Consider the following 16,680-nt stretch of genomic DNA (forward strand, 5'->3'; position numbering starts at 1 on the left):
GGGGCGCGGGCTTTGCTGGGCTGGGGGCCGTGGATCACCGACGGGGCACCCCGATTCGCAGCGGCTTCACAGCGGACTCACGCGAACTCACAGCGGCAGGAAGAGGTTGCTGTCGGGCCGGTGGGCGAGCACCAGCCCGGTGTGGATCTCGTAGAACCAGCCGTGCAGCCGGATCCCGCCCTCGCGCAGCCGCCGCGCGACGGCCGGGTAGCCGCGCAGCCGGTCCAGCTGGGTGAGGACGTGGCGCTGCACGGGCCCGGCGACCGTGGGATCGAACACGTCCGCGCCGTCCGCGCCCAGGTCGGCCCGGTCGGCCTGGCGCAACCAGGCACGGACGGCGGGAACGACGCTGAGGTCCTCGCCGCGGACCACGGCGCCGACGGCACCGCAGTGCGAGTGGCCGCAGACCACGATGTCGCGGACGCCGAGCACCTCGACGGCGTACTCGATGGTGGCGGCCTCGCCCGAGGCGAGCTCGTCCCGGTAGGCGGGGACGATGTTGCCGGCGGTGCGGAGCTCGAAGAGGTCGCCGGGGTCGGCGTTGGTGATCAGCGCGGGCACCACGCGCGAGTCCGAGCAGGTGATGAAGAGGGCCTGGGGTGCCTGGCCGGCGGCGAGGCCGGTGAGTTCCCGGCCGGTGTCGCCGGCGCGCTGCGGGAAGGCCCGGGCCCGGTCGATGAGCGGATCCATGGGGTTTGTGCCTCCTTCGTGACCCCTGCGGTTTCGGCCGGAGGAGCGATGGACGGGGCGGTGCCTCGGAAACGTGCGTTCCAGGCGGAAGGGTGCGTCAGCACGACGGGCGCGGCACGCCGCTGGGCCGCGTCGCCATCGGTGCCGCTCGGGCGGCCTGATGGTGCGTCAAGAGCGAGTAAAGCACGGCCATGAGAAGAGTAAAGACGCGTTCCGGGCGCAAGTTGTGCCGATCTCGTTAACATCCTGTTGCCTCGAACGGCAGGGAGCCTTCCGCTCTGGAAAGCCGCCACCCGGACGCGCGCCCTCGGGAGGTGCTCCCGTGCCTCCCGCTCACGGCTCGGCCGAAAAATTTCCGAACGGGCGGCAACCTCCCCCGCGACGGCGGCAACTGACAGGCGACACCGAGGGCGTCACGCCCACGGATCGTCCGATCCCACCGCCGACCGCCGGCGCGCACCCCGACCAGACGGGTGTGCGTCAGCGGGGCCGAAGCAAGGAGTAGCACCCATGAACGAGACGGATCCCACCGCGGACGGCCGTGGCCGGCGCACCCGCGCGGCCGGTGGCGTGCGGCGTCCCCGTGGGCGCCACCGTCGGCGCTGGACCACGCTGGGCCTGGCGCTGGGCGTGCCCGGGGTGCTCGGCCCGTACCTGCTGTTCGTGCAGGCCGACTCGAAGGCCGCCTCGGTGGACCCCGACGCCTACTACACGCTGGTGTCCGTCCGCAGCGACAAGGCCCTGGACGTGCCCGGTGCGGACGCCGCCGACGGCGCCTGGGCCCGGCAGATGAACCGCGTGGCCGGGGCAGTGAGCCAGCAGTGGCGGCTGCGGCTGGCGGCGGACGGCTACTACGAACTGGAGAACCGCAGCAGCCGCAAGGTCCTCGGGGTGCGCGGTGACTCCGCGCAGTCCACCGCCGCCGTCGAGCAGCAGAGCGACCACGCCTCCGCCGCGCAGCAGTGGCGGATGGCGGACGCGGGGGACGGCGCGGTGAAGTTCGTCTCCCGCGCCAGTGGCATGGTGCTGGACGTGTGGGGCGGTGGCAAGGACGAGGGCGTCCCGCTCATCCAGTACGCGGACCGGGGCGCCACCAACCAGCAGTGGAAGCTGGTGAAGGTGTCCGGTACGGGCGGGTACACCTGGCACAACGCGCAGATCGTCGGCGGCGGGTTCGTCACCGGACTGGTCTTCAACCCCGCCCGCAAGGACCTGCTGTACGCCCGGACCGACATCGGCGGCGCGTACCGCTGGGACGCGGCCGCCGGACGGTGGACCTCACTGACCGACTGGATCGGCGGGGCGGACTGGAACCTGCTGGGGATCGAGAGCCTGGCCACCGACCCGGTCGACCCGAACCGCCTGTACCTCGCGAGCGGCACCTACACCAACGACTGGGCGGGCAACGGCGCGATCCTGCGCTCCACCGACCAGGGCCGGACGTTCCAGCGCACCGACCTGCCGTTCAAGCTCGGCGGCAACGAGGACGGCCGGTCCATGGGCGAGCGACTGGTGGTGGACCCCGACAACCACGGCACGCTCTACCTCGGCACCCGCAAGAACGGCCTGTGGCGCAGCACCGACTACGGCGCGACCTGGAGCCAGGTCGGCGGCTTCCCCGTCAAGGACGGTGCGAGCAGCGGGGTCGGCCTGTCCTTCGTGACCTTCGGCCCGTCCGGCAGCCGGACGATCTACGTCGGCGTGGCCGACAAGTCCACCTCGCTGTACCGCTCCACCGACGGCGGCACCACCTGGCAGGCCGTCACCGGCCAGCCCACGGGGCAACTGCCGCAGCACGGCGTGCTGTCCGGCGACGGCTCGTTCTACCTGACGTACACCAACGCGCCCGGCCCGAACGGGGTGACGGCCGGATCGGTGTGGAAGTACACGCCGTCCACCGGAGCCTGGAAGAACGTCTCGCCGTCCAGCGGCAGTTACGGCTTCGCCGGGCTGGCGGTCGACCCGCAGCACCCGTCGACGGTGATGGTCACCACGCTGGACCGCTGGTGGCCCTCCGACGAGCTCTACCGCTCGACCGACGGCGGCGCCACCTGGAAGGCACTCGGCGCGACCTCGGAGCGGGACAACTCCGCGGCGCCGTACGTGGGTACCGGCATCGGGCACTGGATGGGCGCGCTGGCCATCGACCCCTTCGACTCCGGGCACGTGCTCTACGGCACCGGGTCGGGCATGTGGGGGAGCAACGACGTGACGGCGGCGGACAGCGGACGCCCGACGCACTGGACCGTCCCGGCCAAGGGCCTGGAGGAGACCGCCACGCTCGGGCTGGCCAAGCCGCCGGGCCTCCCGCTGATCAGCGCGCTCGGCGACGTCAGCGGATTCCGGCACGACGACCTGACCAAGGTCCCCGCGAAGGCGCTGAGCGGGCCGCTGTTCTCCAACACCACCGGTATCGACTTCGCCCAGGCGAAACCGGAGTTCATGGTGCGGGTCGGCCTCGGCGGCCAGCAGCACGGCGCCTACTCGACCGACGGCGGCGCGGGTTGGGCCCCGTTCCCGAGCGCTCCGGTGGCCGACGCGGGCGGCGGGTCCACGGCCGTCTCGGCGGACGGCGCCACCGTGGTGTGGGCTCCGGCGGGCCAGGTCCCGTTCGTCTCCACCAACCGTGGCGCGTCCTGGGCGGCGGCCTCCGGCCTGCCCAAGGACGCGACCGTGGTGGCCGACCGCTCGGCGGCGACCACCTTCTACGCCCTCAGCGGCGGCACCCTGTACGCGAGCACCGACGGCGGGAGGCACTTCACCGCCCGCGGAACCGGTCTGGGCGACGGGCAGCTCAAGGCGGTCCCGGGCGTCGCCGGAGACCTGTGGATCGCCGGCGGGGGCAACGGCCTGCGGCACTCCACCGACGGCGGGGCGAGCTTCCGCAAGCTCGACGGCGTGGAGGGGGCGAGCGCCATCGGTTTCGGCAAGGCGGCGCCGGGCGCCGGCTACCAGGCCCTCTACCTCAGCGGGAAGGTGAAGGGCGTCATCGCACTGTTCCGCTCCACCGACGGCGGCTCGACCTGGGTCCGGATCAACGACGACCAGCACCAGTTCGGCGGCAGCAACATCAACGTCATCACCGGCGACCCCGACGTCTACGGCCGGGTCTACCTCGGCGGCTACGGCCGCGGCGTGGTGTACGGCGACCAGTCCTGACCTCGCCGGCCGGCCCGCGGGCGGGCGGCGGCGCGCCGTCACCGCCCGCCCGCGGGCCGGCCACGGAAAGAAGCCGGGCCATCGGTGCCGGACCGGCAACCTTTCCGTCCTCGGCGGCCACTGAGTGGTGCAACGTCGACTCGATCTACCGGAATTGGATGGGCATGAGGGCAACGAAGCACGCCGACCCGCGGGCGCGGCGAAGGCAAGGACTGATCGTGGGCATTCCGTTGGCAGTGGCGGCCGTCGGCGTGCTGGTGTGCCTGGCCCTCGCGCTCCTCACGGGGAACGGGGGCGGTCCCGGCCCCGACGCCGCGCAACCGGCGGCCGCCTCCGTCGCGGTCACCGAGCCGAGCGCTCCGCCCGGTACCGGTGTCCCGATCGAAGCCACGCCCTCGGCGTCGCCGTCGCCGGCCACCAGCCCCCCGCCCTCGGCCACCGTCACCCCGTCGCCGTCGGCCACGCCCACCCCCACGCCGCGACCGTCGACCACCACGGCCACGGCGTCACCCTCGGCCGCCGCCGGCGGTGCCCGCACGGCACCGGTCACGACGTCCCCGGCCGGGCGGATCAAGCCGGGGTCGAGCTACCCGGGCGTCGCCACGTCCTACGACGCGGCCGACGGCAACGGCGCCTGCTCGTTCGGCCCGTCCGGCGACCTCATGATCGCGGCGATGAACCACACCGACTACGAGTCGTCCAGTGCCTGCGGGGCGTACGTGCTCGTCCGCGCCGCCAACGGGGCGAGCATCACGGTGCGGATCGTCAACGAGTGCCCGCTGCCCTGCGCGCCCGGGCAGCTCGACCTGAGCCACGAGGCCTTCGGCAAGCTCGCGGAGCTGTCGGTGGGCCGGCTCCCGATCACCTGGACGCTGCTGAGCCCCGTCACGGCGCCGGACACCATGTCGATCCGGTACAAGACCGGGTCCAGCCAGTGGTGGTGCGGGATCCAGGTGATCGGCCACCGGAACCCGGTGGCGACGCTGGAGGTGCGGACCGGCGGCGGCTGGCGGCAGCTGTCCCGCACCGACTACAACTACTTCCTCTCCCCCGACGGCAGCGGATGCGGCGGATCGATCAGGGTCACCGACATCTACGGCGAGCAGCAGACCGTCGATGGGCTCGCCGTGAAGCCGGACGTCGTCCAACCGACCCGCGTGCAGTTCGCCCGGCATTGACCGCGCCGCCCGTCTGTCGGCCTGCGGGCGTGACCCTCCGGGGCGGGGACCGCCCCGCCCCGGGAACGGGCACTGCTAGTCTCATGCCGACTGTTAACGTTCACATTGCAGGGAGAGGGCGACCGGGGGAAATGCTCCTCGATGACACGTCCGCGGAATTCCACGACTTCTTCGAACGCCACTACGCCGAACTCGCCCGTCTCGCCCACCTCCTGACCGGCGAGACGGACGCGGCGGACGATCTCGCCGCGGACGCCCTGCTCGCCCTGTGGCAACGCTGGGACCGGCTCCGTGCGGCCGACCACCCGCTCGCCTACGCCCGCGGAGTGGTCGCCAACATGGCCCGGGCCCGGATCCGCAGCGCGGTCCGCGAACGGCGCCGCGTCCTGCTGTTCTGGACCCGGAGCCCCGAGAAGACCGACGGACCGGACGTGGCCGCCGTGCTGGACGTCCGTGCGGCGCTCGCCCGGCTACCGTTCCGCAAGCGGGCGTGCGTGGTGCTACGGCACGCCTTCGACCTCTCGGAGAAGGACACCGCCGCGGCGCTGGGCATATCGGTCGGTACGGTGAAGAGCCAGACCTCAAAGGGGATGGCCGAGCTGGAGAGAGCACTCGGCGCACGAGCGGTCGGCGAACTGACGGCAGGAAGGAGGAACCGGTGAACGAGCACATCGCCCGGCAGCTGCGCGAGGCCGCCGAGGCCCACCACCCCGACCCCGCACGGATGCTGGCCCGCGTGCAGCGCGGCGCGGCCGGTCCCGCCGTCCGTCACCGTGCGCGGTCGGGCCTGCGGTCATGGCCCAGGGTCGCGCTCGCGGGCCTCGCCACCGCCGGCGTCCTGGCCACCGGCGGACTCGCCGTGGCCGCCATCGTCCGGACCCCGCCGCCGTCGGACACCGCCACCACCGCACCGGCCGCCCCCTCGCCGACGATCACGTCGACGCCGACGCGGTCCGCTCCCCCGACCGCCGCCCCGGCACCGGCCCCGGCCCCGGCGACCACCACGCCGCCCACCGGCACCCCGGTCGGCCCTCGCCCGACCCCGTCGGCGAGCAGCCGGGCCCAGAACGGCCCGCTGTGGTCGGAGGGGTCGGTCGACCCGCACAGCAGCGTCTACTGGGCCCAGAGCAACCTCACCCTCAGGACCACCCAGCCGCTCACCTCGCTCACGGTCGAACTGCGCGTCGCGCAGACCGGCGACGTGCGCGACACCGGCAACTGGCGGACCCTGCCCGACGACGACTTCACCGTCACCGTCCAGGAGACCGGCGGCGCACTGGTCTACCGCTGGGTGCTCAAGCCGGGCCGTTCCGTCCCGGCCGGGCAGCACGAGTTCGCCGGCCAGTACAACCACGCCACCGGCGTGCGCACCTCCGCGAACGACGGCTACCGCATCGACGCCCAGTCCGCGGGTGGCTCCGCGTCCGTCTGGGGAGGCTTCCCCCCGGGCCGGTGACGGCCGGACGGTTTCTCCGGAAGCGGCCCGTGTGAGCGTGCACACGGGCCGCTTTCCGGCCTACGTGCACGCTCACACAGCAGCCTGCCGGTTCGCGCATGGGATCCGCGTTCCTGCCGCCGGATCCAAGAGGATCGCCGCCGAAGGCTGTGCGTGCTCCCCTTCGCGGACGCGAACGGGGCGCCCGCTCGACTGAGCGGGCGCCCCGAACCGGCCCGGACTCCGGCCCGCCGGATCACTGCCGGACGCACCTCACGGAGGCACCTTGCGGGCCGTCGGTCAGGCGCCGACCAGCTCCTTCTCGGTGGCGAGGGAGTCCGGAGCCGCCGAGGTGGCGGGCTTGCGCATCCCCTTCAGCAGGACGACCACTGCCGTGGTGACCACCGTGCCCGCAGCGACCGCGATCAGGTACAGGAACGGGCTGCCGATCAGCGGAAGCACCCAGATTCCGCCGTGCGGTGCACGCAGGGTGGAGCCGAAGGCCATCACCAGGCCACCGGCGGTCATGCTGCCGACCATGTTCGCCGGGATGACCCGCAGCGGATCGGCCGCCGCGAACGGGATCGCACCCTCGGTGATGAACGACGCGCCGAGCACCCAGGCAGCCTTGCCGTTCTCCCGCTCCTCGGGGCTGAACAGCTTGCGCCGGACGACGGTCGCCAGGGCCATGCCGAGCGGCGGGGTCATGCCGGCGGCCATCACGGCAGCCATCACCTTGAGGCTGCCGGCGTCGGGGGTGGTGCCCGCGGCGGTGAGCGCACCGGCCGCGAAGGTGTAGGCGACCTTGTTGAGCGGGCCGCCCATGTCGAAGGCCATCATCGCGCCGAGCAGCAGACCGAGCAGGATCGCGTTGGAGCCGGAGAGGCCGTTCAGCCAGTCGGTCAGGCCGTTCATCGCCGAGGCGATCGGCGAGCCGACCACCACGAACATCAGGAAGCCGACCACCGCCACCGACAACAGCGGGATCACCACGACCGGCATGATGCCCCTGACCGCCCGCGGCACGTTCCAGCGGATCATCCACAGCACCAGGAAGCCCGCGACCAGGCCTGACACCATGCCGCCGAGGAAGCCCGCGCCGACTGCCACCGAGACGGCACCGCCGGCGATGCCGGCCGCCAGTGCTGCCCGGTCCGCGATCGCCCAGGCGATGTATCCGGAGAGGATCGGGACCAGGAAGCCGAAGGAGATCTTGCCGGTCTGGAACAGCATCGCCGCCCAGCTGTGCGAGGAGGTCCAGTCGAAGTGGCCCAGCACGGACGGGGCGGAGGCGATCTGGTAGCCGCCGATCGCGAAGGCGAGGGCGATCAACAGTCCACCGGCCGCGACGAAGGGAATCATGTAACTGACGCCCGTCATCAGGTAGGTGCGCAGTCGCTGGGCCCAGTGCTCGCCCGCCGGTGCCTTCGGTGCGGCGACCCGGTCTGCGGCGGTACGTGCGCCGCTGCCGACCCCGGCGACCAGCCCGGCGGCCTGCGCGATGAGGTCGTCGGCGCGGTTGACGGCAGCCTTCACGCCCACGTCCACGGTCGGCTTGCCGGCGAAGCGGGCGCGGTCCCGGACCTCGACGTCATGGGCGAAGATCACCGCGTCCGCGGCCGCGATCACCTCGGGGGCCAGCAGCGTCGTCCCGGCCGAGCCCTGGGTCTCGACCTGGATCCGCGCGCCGACCCGGGCGGCAGCCAGTTCCAGGGCCTTGGCGGCCATGTAGGTGTGGGCGATGCCGGTCGGGCAGGAGGTCACCGCGACCAGCCGCATCCCGCCCTCGGTGACCGGCTCCTGAGCGGTGACCGGCTCCTGAGCGGCGGCCGGCTGCGGGGTAGCCGCCGGTGCCTCCTCGCCGTTGATCAGGGCCGCGACCGCGCCCGGGCTCTCGGCGTCGCGCAGGGCACCGGTGAAAGCGGGGTCCATCAGCCTGCGGGCCAACGCGGCGAGGATCTGCAGGTGGGTGTCGTCCGCGCCGGCCGGTGCCGCGATCATGAAGACCAGGTCGGCGGGCCGTCCGTCCGGGGCGTCGAAGTCCACGCCCCTGGCGCTGCGGCCGAAGGCCAGGCTCGGTCGCGTGACATGGGGTGATCTGCAGTGCGGGATGCCGATGCCGTCGCCCATCCCGGTCGGGGCCTGGTCCTCGCGGGCGGCGACGTCGGCGAGGAAGGCGTCGAGGTCGGTGACCCGGCCCTCGGCGACCAGCCGCTGGGCGAGGGCGCGAAGCGCTTCGCTCTTGTCCTGGGGGGCGAGGTGGAGATCAACGAGTGCGGGTGTGATCAGTCCGCTGGTGTCGCTCATCGTGTCGGTCCTTCGACTGGTGCCTGAGAGTGTTCCCTTGCCCCCGGGAATGGTCGCCCTTCCGTCCCACACGGTCGGGCGTGGTGCCTCCGGCAGGAGGCGCCGGACGTTCGCCTGCGCGGTGCCCGCTCGGCCTGCTGGGTCGCAGTGGCCGCGCCGGCGCCGCGTTCGACGTCCGTCCGTCGGTGCCCTCCCACCGGGAGGGCCGTTCTCAACCGCGAAGCGGTCGTTCGAGCGGAATGTCCGCTGTCACGACCACGGCGGCCGGGTCCAGGTCCGCCGGGGTCGGCATGACGCTCCCCGGCAGTTGTACGGCGGCGGCGCCGTGCGCCAAGGCCGCCGCGAGTGCCCCGGGGCCGGTGCCACCGGCTCCGAGGAAGCCCGCGAGTGAGGCGTCGCCCGCGCCCACGTCGCTGCGTACGGCGGCGACCGGTGCGCTGCCGTACCAGCTGCCCTCCTCGGCGATCAACAGCATCCCGTCCGCGCCGAGGCTGGCGAGGACCTGCTGGGCGCCGCGCCTGCGCAGCTCCCCGGCCGCGTCCACGGCGTCGCCGACGGTGGCGACCCGGCGGCCCACGGCCTCCGCGAGTTCCTCCCGGTTGGGCTTGACCACGTCGGGGCGGGCCGAGAGCGCGGCGACCAGCGCGGGACCGGAGGTGTCCAGCGCGATCCGGGCACCGCCCGAGTGCACCTGCGCGACCAGCTCGGCGTACCACTCGGGCGCCAGTCCGCGCGGCAGGCTGCCGCAGCAGGCCAGCCAGTCCACGCCGGTCCCGGTGCCCTGTCCGGTGTGCTGGGCGTCGCGGACGCGGGCCAGCAGCGCGGCCGACTCGGCGGCACTGAGCTCGGGGCCCACCGCGTTGATCTTCGTGAGGCTGCCGCCGTCCTCGGCGATCGAGACGTTGATCCGGGTGTCGCCCGAGATCGCGACCGCCGCGACGTCGATGCCCTGGCGGCGCAGGAGGTCGGCGAGCACCTGCCCGGATGCGCCGCCCAGGGGGAGCACGGCGCTGGTGCGGTGTCCGGCGACCGTGAGCGCGCGGGAGACGTTGACGCCCTTGCCGCCCGGGTCGAGCCGGTCGTGCCCGGCTCGGTTGACCTCGCCCAGGGCGAGCGTTCCCAGCTCGTAGGTGCGGTCGAGGCTGGGGTTCGGGGTGATGGTGACGATCATGCGCGGATGACTTCCGGTCCGTGGTTCTCGATCTCGGCGGCCTGCTCGTCGGTCAGTCCGGTGTCCGTGACCAGTACGTCCACCTGGTCCAGCGAGCCGAACCGCGCGAAGTGGCGGGCGCCGTACTTGGAGGAGTCGGCCACCAGGACCACCCGCCGGGCACCGGCGAGCATGGCCCGTTTGACGGCCGCCTCGGCGAGGTCCGGCGTCGAAAGGCCCCCCTCCGGGGAGAAGCCGTTGGTGGCGACCACCGCGACGTCGGCGTGGATGTCGGCCAGGTCGCGCAGTGCCCAGGCGTCGACGGCGGCCTGCGTGCGGTGGCGCAGCCGCCCGCCGACCAGGTGGAGGGCGAGCTCCGGATGGTCGGCCAGCCGGGCTGCGACCGGGAGAGCGTTGGTGACGACCGTGAGGGCGCAGTCGGCGGGCAGCAGGCCGGCCAGCCGGGAGACGGTCGTCCCGGCGTCCAGGATCACGCTGCCCTCGCTGGGCAGCAGGGCCAGGGCCGCCTTGGCGATGCGCTCCTTCTCGGCCGCGGCGGTGGAGTCCCGTTCGGCCAGGCCGGGCTCCAGGTGCAGGGCGCCGGCGGGCAGCGCGCCGCCGTGCACCCGGTGCAGCAGACCGGCCCGGTCCAGAGCGCTCAGGTCACGCCGGATGGTCTCCTGCGTGACGCCGAAGTCCTCGGCGAGCGTCGGCACGTCCACCCTGCCCAGTTCCTGGACGAGGCGGAGGATCTGTTGCTGCCGCTCGGGTGCATACATGTGGGTTTGCGTCCGTTTCATGTCCGTTCATGCCTGACGAGGCCCGACCATACGCGCTCGGACCGAAAAAGCAAGAGCTCGTTCAGCCTCCGGTTCGCCAGCGACGGACTGCCCGAATGTGTTGACATCCCTCGGTAACCGGGCGTAGAACCAATCGAAACAACACGCCAACGGGCGTGAAACCACGAACTGCCCGGTCTTCGCCACTGCCCCCGTACCGCGAAGACCCGGGCACGAACACGGTGGCCCGCGCTTCACCCTCCGCGCGGGCCACCGTGCCCAACTTCCCGCCGATCCGGCTCCCACCCGGACCGGCGATCGTCCCCCGAGGAATCCCGATGCACTCGATCCAGGTCACCGTCGGCACCGAGAGCGGCCTGCACGCCCGCCCGGCGTCCCAGTTCGTCCGGGCTGCCGCCCTGCAGCCGGCCAAGGTCACCGTCGGCCGCCCGGGCCAGCCCCCGGTCGACGCCCGCAGCCTGCTCTCCGTCCTCGCCCTGGCCGCCGGCCGCGGCGAGACCCTCGAGCTCACCGCCTCCGGCGACGGAGCCCAGGACGCACTCAAGGCGCTCGCCGACCTGCTCGCCTCCGACCTCGACGCAACGGCATGAGCCGCCCGATGCGCGGGATCGGCGTCGGCCGCGGCAGTGCCGCAGGCCCCGTCGCCCGGATGGCATCCGCACCGACGCTGCCCGCACCGAGGCCTGTCACCGACCCCGCGGCCGAGGCCGAGGCCGTCCGCGCCGCCCTCGGCGCGGTCGTCGCCGACCTGGACGAGCGCGCCGCCCGCACGAGCGGCCCCGGCTCCGAGGTGCTCGCCGCCCAGGCCATGATGGCCGCCGACCCGGCCCTCGCCGACCGGGCGGCCGCCCTCGCCGAGCAGGGCACCGACGGCGCCCACGCGCTCGCCGCCGCCTTCGACGGCTTCCGCACCGCGCTGGCCGCCGCCGGCGGGTACTTCGCGGAACGCACCGCCGACCTGGACGACCTGCGCGACCGCGCCGTGGCCCACCTGCTCGGTCTGCCCGTGCCCGGCCTGCCCGACCCCGGTCACCCCTACGTCCTGGTCGCCGACGACCTGGCACCCGCCGACACCGCCCTGCTCGACCCCGAACGGGTGCTGGCCCTCGTCACCGTCCGCGGCGGGCCGACCAGCCACACCGCCATCCTCGCCAAGGCGCTCGGCCTGCCCGCCGTGGTCGGCTGCGCCGGCGCCGCGGCGCTCCAGGACGGCCGGCAGGTCCTGGTGCACGGCGCGGACGGCGTGGTCGAGCCCGATCCGAGTCCGGAGGCGGTCGACCGGGCCGGCGAGCACGAGCGCCGTCGCCGCGAGCGGCTGGCCGGATTCCGGGGACCGGGCCGGACCGCGGACGGCCACCCGGTCACGCTGCTGGTCAACCTCGGCGCGCCCCACGAACTGGCCGGCGCGGCCGCCGCCGATGCCGAGGGCGTGGGCCTGTTCCGCACCGAGTTCCTCTTCCTGGACCGCATCGAGGCACCGGGCCGCGCCGAGCAGGCCGCCGCCTACCGGAAGGTCTTCGCGGCCTTCGCCGGCCGCCGTGTCATCGTCCGCACGCTCGACGCGGGCGCGGACAAGCCGCTGCCCTTCGCGAGCTCCACCGACGAGGAGAACCCGGCGCTGGGCGTCCGCGGTCTGCGGACGGCCACCCGCGACCCACAGCTCCTGGAGACCCAGCTCGCCGCGATCGCCGAGGCCGCCGAAGACAGCACCGCGCAGGTCTGGGTGATGGCCCCGATGGTCTCGATCCCGCGTGAGGCCGCGGAGTTCGCCGCCCTGGTCCGCGCACACGGACTGCCGCAGGCCGGCGCGATGATCGAGGTCCCGGCAGCCGCCCTGCGGACCGACCGGCTGGCCGAGTTCTGCGACTTCTTCAGCATCGGCACCAACGACCTGGCCCAGTACGCCTTCGCGGCCGACCGGACGCTCGGCACGCTCGCCGAGCTGCTCGATCCCTGGCAGCCCGCCCTGCTCGGACTGGTCGCCACCGCCGCCGCATCCGCGGCCGAGCACGGCCGTCCGATCGGCGTCTGCGGCGAGGCCGCCGCCGACCCGGCACTCGCCCTCGTCCTGGTCGGCCTCGGGATCACCAGCCTGTCCGCCGCACCCGCCTCGCTACCCGAGGTGCGGGCGGCGCTGGCCGCCCACACCCTCGCGCAGTGCCGCGAACTCGCCGAAACGGCCCTGCTCGCCGACGACGCCGCCACCGCGCGCAGCACGGTCCGGTCGCGCATGACGGGACACTGATCCGCTCCTCCGACATCGGGCGGTCGTCTCGTCCTCCCTCAAGCGGTCGGCCCGACATTCCCACGGGGTGACAGGATCCGCGGGCACCGTGCCCCGCCCACGACCGGATGCGGTCGCGCCGTGGACGGCCGCACGGCGTTCTTACGACAGTGCTTGACCAGTGGGAGCGCTCCCACTGTGCGGGATCCCCGTGAGCCGGTCAAGAGGCTTGAAGAGTCGAACACTTCCGCTCACCAATCCCGGCAACTCCTCTTTTCCTTTGCGGCAGTTGGCGCTACGGTCAGTGCCCACCAGTGGGAGCGATTCCGTCAGTCGACGTGCCGGGAGCGGCGCGTCCTCGCTGCAAGGAGTCGCTCATGCGACACCCCCCACCCCTCACAGCGCTGTTCGGCGGCGCGGTCCTCGCCCTGGTGAGTGCCGTGTCCGCCGCGGCGGGTGCGGGCCCGGGCACTGCCGCTCCGTTCGGCTGCTCCGTGGACTACTCCACGGTCAACCAGTGGGCCGGCGGCTTCCAGGCCTCCGTCGTCATCACCAACAACGGTGCACCGAGCAGTGGTTGGAGCCTCGGCTTCCGCTTCACCGGTGGCCAGCACCTCACCCAGGGCTGGGGCGCCACCTGGTCCCAGTCCGGCACCGACGTCACGGCCACGAACGAGAGCTGGAACGGCGCGCTCGGGACCGGCACGAGCGTCACCCTCGGCATCATCGCCTCCTGGTCCGGCGCCAACCCCGACCCGACCGGGTTCACTCTCAACGGCCTTGCCTGCTCGACCGGTTCGGGATCATCCCCCGGCCCGACCGACACCCCGACCCCGACCAGCACCCCGACCCCGACCACCACCCCTGCCCCGACCACCGGTGCGCCCGAACTGAGCGTCAGCGGCAACCGGTTGACCGACCCGAGCGGCGCCACCCGCCGCCTGCTCGGCGTCAACCGCTCCGGCGGTGAGTTCATGTGCGTCCAGGGCCACGGCATCTTCGACGGCCCGGTGGACGACGCCGCCGTCCAGGCCATCGCGGACTGGAAGGCCAACACCGTCCGGATCACGCTCAACGAGGAGTGCTGGCTCGGCCTGGACGACATCCGGCCCGAGTACCGGGGCGCCGCCTATGTCGACGCCGTCAAGGAACTGGTGACCCGCGTCCTCGCGCACGGGATGACCCCCGTGGTCGAACTCCACTGGACGTACGGCCAGTACACCGGCAACTCGGCGGGCTGCCCGGACGTGCACGCCTCCTGCCAGAAGCCGATGCCGGACGCCCGCTACGCCCCGGCGTTCTGGACCTCGGTGGCGAACACCTTCAAGGACGACCGCCGGGTGGTCTTCGACCTGTTCAACGAGCCCTACCCGGACCGGGCCACCGCCACCACCGAGCAGGCCTGGGCCTGCTGGCGCGACGGCGGCACCTGCCCGGGCATCGGCTACGAGGTGGCCGGCATGCAGGACCTCCTCGACGCCGTCCGCGCCACCGGCTCGCGCAACGTCGTGCTCGTCCCCGGCATCGCCTACGCGAACGACCTGAGCGGCTGGCTCGCCCACGCCCCCTCGGACCCGACCGGCGATCTGGCCGCCGCCTGGCACATCTACAACTTCAACTCCTGCGCCGACGAAGCCTGCTGGACCTCCACCCTGGCCCCGGTCGCCGCCCGGGTCCCGCTCGTGGCGGGCGAGATCGGCGAGAACACCTGCGGACACGCGTTCGTCGACCGCGTCATGAAGTGGTCCGACGACCGCGGGCTCTCCTACCTGGGCTGGACCTGGAACACCTGGGACTGCTCCTCGGGCCCCGCCCTGATCAGCCGCTACGACGGCACTCCCACCGCCTTCGGCCTCGGACTGCGCGACCACCTGCGCGCCCTCGACGGACACTGAAAGGGACCCCCACCATGAGCCGCACCACCCCCACCCGCACCACGCACACGCACACCACCGTCAACCGGTTGCGCAGCAGCCGGACCGCCCTGCTCGCCGCCCTCGGCCTGCTCACCGCGACCGGCGCCACCGCCACCGTGCTGTCCACCTCGGCCGGCGCCGCCGCGGCCGGCTGCCGGGTCGACTACCAGGTCTCCAACCAGTGGGACACCGGCTTCGGCGCCAACGTCGTCGTCACCAACACCGGTGACCCGCTGAGCTCGTGGACGCTGGAGTGGACCTTCGCCGGCAACCAGCAGGTCACCCAGGGCTGGAACGCGACCATCAGCCAGTCCGGGGCCGCCGCCACCGCCCGTAACGTCTCGTACAACGGCAGCCTGGCGACCGGCGGTTCCACCTCCTTCGGCTTCAACGGCTCCTACAGCGGCACGAACCCGGTGCCCACCGCCTTCAAGCTCAACGGCGTGCTCTGCAACGGCGCCACCACGACGCCGACCCCCACTCCCACCGGCACGCCGACGAGCACTCCCACGGCCACGCCCACGGGCACCCCGACGGGCACACCCACCACCCAGCCCGGCACCCGCGTCGACAACCCGTACGCCGGCGCGAAGGTCTACGTGAACCCCGAGTGGTCCGCGCACGCCGCCGCCGAGCCCGGCGGCGCCAAGGTCGCCGGCCAGCCCACCGGCATCTGGCTGGACCGGATCGCCGCCATCGCCGGCGCCAACGGCAGGATGGGGCTGCGCGCCCACCTCGACGAGGCGCTGCGCCAGAAGGGCAGCGGCGAGCTCGTCGTCCAGCTGGTGGTCTACGACCTGCCCGGCCGGGACTGCGCCGCCCTCTCCTCCAACGGCGAACTCGGTCCGACCGAGATCGACCGGTACAGGACGGAGTTCATCGACCCGATCGCGGCCATCCTCGCCGACCCCAAGTACGCCGGCCTGCGGATCGTCACCACCGTCGAGCTCGACTCGCTGCCGAACCTGGTCACCAACACCACGCCGCGTGCCACCGCCACTCCCACCTGCGACGTGATGAAGGCCAACGGCAACTACATCAAGGGCATCGGCTACGCCCTCAAGAAGCTCGGCGCCATCCCCAACGTCTACAACTACGCCGACGCCGGCCACCACGGCTGGCTCGGCTGGGACGACAACCTCGGCGCGTCCGCCGAGCTGTTTAAGCAGGCGGCGACCGCCGAGGGCTCCACCGTCGCCAACGTCCACGGCTTCATCGTCAACACCGCGAACTACAGCGCGCTCAAGGAGGACAACTTCACCATCGACGACAGCGTCAACGGCACCTCCGTCCGCCAGTCCAAGTGGGTGGACTGGAACCGGTACGTCGACGAGCTCTCCTACGCGCAGGGGCTGCGCACCAAGCTGGTCTCGCTGGGCTTCGACCCCAACCTCGGCATGCTGATCGACACCTCGCGCAACGGCTGGGGCGGCGCCGCCCGGCCGGCCGGTCCCGGGCCGCGCACCAGCGTCGACGCCTATGTCGACGGTGGGCGCTACGACCGGCGGCTGAACACCGGCAACTGGTGCAACCAGGCGGGCGCGGGCCTCGGCGAACGGCCGCAGGCTGCCCCGGCGCCGGGCATCGACGCGTACGTCTGGATGAAGCCTCCGGGCGAGTCGGACGGGGCCAGCAAGCAGATCCCGAACAACGACGGCAAGGGCTTCGACGGGATGTGCGACCCGACGTACACCGGTAACCCGAGGAACAACAACCACATGTCCGGTGCGCTGCCGGACGCGCCGCTGTCCGGCGAGTGGTTCTCCGCCCAGTTCCAGGAGCTGCTGAAGAACGCGTACCCGGCGCTGTGACACGGCGTTG

The 16,680-nt window shown here is 73.0% G+C and carries 12 protein-coding genes; 8 read left to right on the plus strand and 4 right to left on the minus strand.

The features are described from left to right. Positions 1-87: 87 nt before the first annotated feature. Positions 88-690 carry a carbonic anhydrase gene (locus ACZ52R_RS16235; RefSeq protein WP_465621677.1) on the minus strand — a complete coding sequence of 201 codons (603 nt, stop codon included), beginning with the start codon at positions 688-690 and terminating at the stop codon, positions 88-90. A 510-nt stretch (positions 691-1,200) separates the two neighbouring features. Between ACZ52R_RS16235 and ACZ52R_RS16240 the strand changes: the two genes are divergently transcribed. The 4 genes from ACZ52R_RS16240 (at position 1,201) to ACZ52R_RS16255 (ending at position 6,483) form a co-directional block, all read left to right on the plus strand. Next, positions 1,201-3,849: an RICIN domain-containing protein gene (locus tag ACZ52R_RS16240; RefSeq protein WP_465753624.1), complete on the plus strand. Its 2,649-nt coding sequence runs from the start codon at positions 1,201-1,203 to the stop codon at positions 3,847-3,849. Positions 3,850-4,013: 164 nt separating this feature from the next. Beyond that, positions 4,014-5,027 carry an expansin EXLX1 family cellulose-binding protein gene (locus ACZ52R_RS16245; RefSeq protein WP_465753625.1) on the plus strand — a complete coding sequence of 338 codons (1,014 nt, stop codon included), beginning with the start codon at positions 4,014-4,016 and terminating at the stop codon, positions 5,025-5,027. Between the two features lie 131 nt (positions 5,028-5,158). Beyond that, on the plus strand, positions 5,159-5,689 hold the full coding sequence (locus ACZ52R_RS16250) for a SigE family RNA polymerase sigma factor (protein ID WP_465626012.1): 531 nt from the start codon (positions 5,159-5,161) through the stop codon (positions 5,687-5,689). Further along, on the plus strand, positions 5,686-6,483 hold the full coding sequence (locus tag ACZ52R_RS16255; protein WP_465753626.1) for a hypothetical protein: 798 nt from the start codon (positions 5,686-5,688) through the stop codon (positions 6,481-6,483). Before ACZ52R_RS16250 ends, ACZ52R_RS16255 begins: the two co-directional genes overlap by 4 nt. A gap of 279 nt (positions 6,484-6,762) precedes the next feature. On the opposite strand, the gene ACZ52R_RS16260 is transcribed toward ACZ52R_RS16255, so the two are convergent. From ACZ52R_RS16260 to ACZ52R_RS16270, 3 genes are all read right to left on the minus strand, one after another. Then, positions 6,763-8,769 carry a PTS fructose transporter subunit IIABC gene (locus ACZ52R_RS16260; RefSeq protein WP_465753627.1) on the minus strand — a complete coding sequence of 669 codons (2,007 nt, stop codon included), beginning with the start codon at positions 8,767-8,769 and terminating at the stop codon, positions 6,763-6,765. 211 nt (positions 8,770-8,980) lie between these two features. Further along, a complete protein-coding gene (pfkB, locus tag ACZ52R_RS16265; protein ID WP_465753628.1) occupies positions 8,981-9,940 on the minus strand; it encodes a 1-phosphofructokinase in 960 nt (319 codons plus the stop codon). Further along, positions 9,937-10,698 (minus strand): DeoR/GlpR family DNA-binding transcription regulator, encoded by a 762-nt coding sequence (locus ACZ52R_RS16270; RefSeq protein WP_360508141.1) that lies wholly within the window; start codon positions 10,696-10,698, stop codon positions 9,937-9,939. The genes pfkB and ACZ52R_RS16270 overlap by 4 nt, the downstream gene beginning before the upstream one ends. Positions 10,699-11,036: 338 nt before the next feature. On the opposite strand from ACZ52R_RS16270, the gene ACZ52R_RS16275 reads away from it, so the two are divergent. The 4 genes from ACZ52R_RS16275 (at position 11,037) to ACZ52R_RS16290 (ending at position 16,670) form a co-directional block, all read left to right on the plus strand. After that, a complete protein-coding gene (locus ACZ52R_RS16275) occupies positions 11,037-11,309 on the plus strand; it encodes an HPr family phosphocarrier protein (protein WP_465753629.1) in 273 nt (90 codons plus the stop codon). Then, the gene (gene ptsP / locus ACZ52R_RS16280) at positions 11,306-12,964 is read left to right on the plus strand and encodes a phosphoenolpyruvate--protein phosphotransferase (protein WP_465753630.1); all 1,659 of its coding nucleotides are present in this window, start codon (positions 11,306-11,308) and stop codon (positions 12,962-12,964) included. Before ACZ52R_RS16275 ends, ptsP begins: the two co-directional genes overlap by 4 nt. A gap of 356 nt (positions 12,965-13,320) precedes the next feature. Next, entirely contained in the window at positions 13,321-14,838 is a 1,518-nt protein-coding gene (locus ACZ52R_RS16285; RefSeq protein ID WP_465753631.1) for a cellulose binding domain-containing protein, read from the plus strand. A gap of 14 nt (positions 14,839-14,852) precedes the next feature. Further along, a complete protein-coding gene (locus tag ACZ52R_RS16290) occupies positions 14,853-16,670 on the plus strand; it encodes a glycoside hydrolase family 6 protein (protein WP_465663561.1) in 1,818 nt (605 codons plus the stop codon). Positions 16,671-16,680: the final 10 nt, after the last annotated feature.

It is taken from the genome of Kitasatospora sp. NPDC034023, from assembly GCF_055575795.1.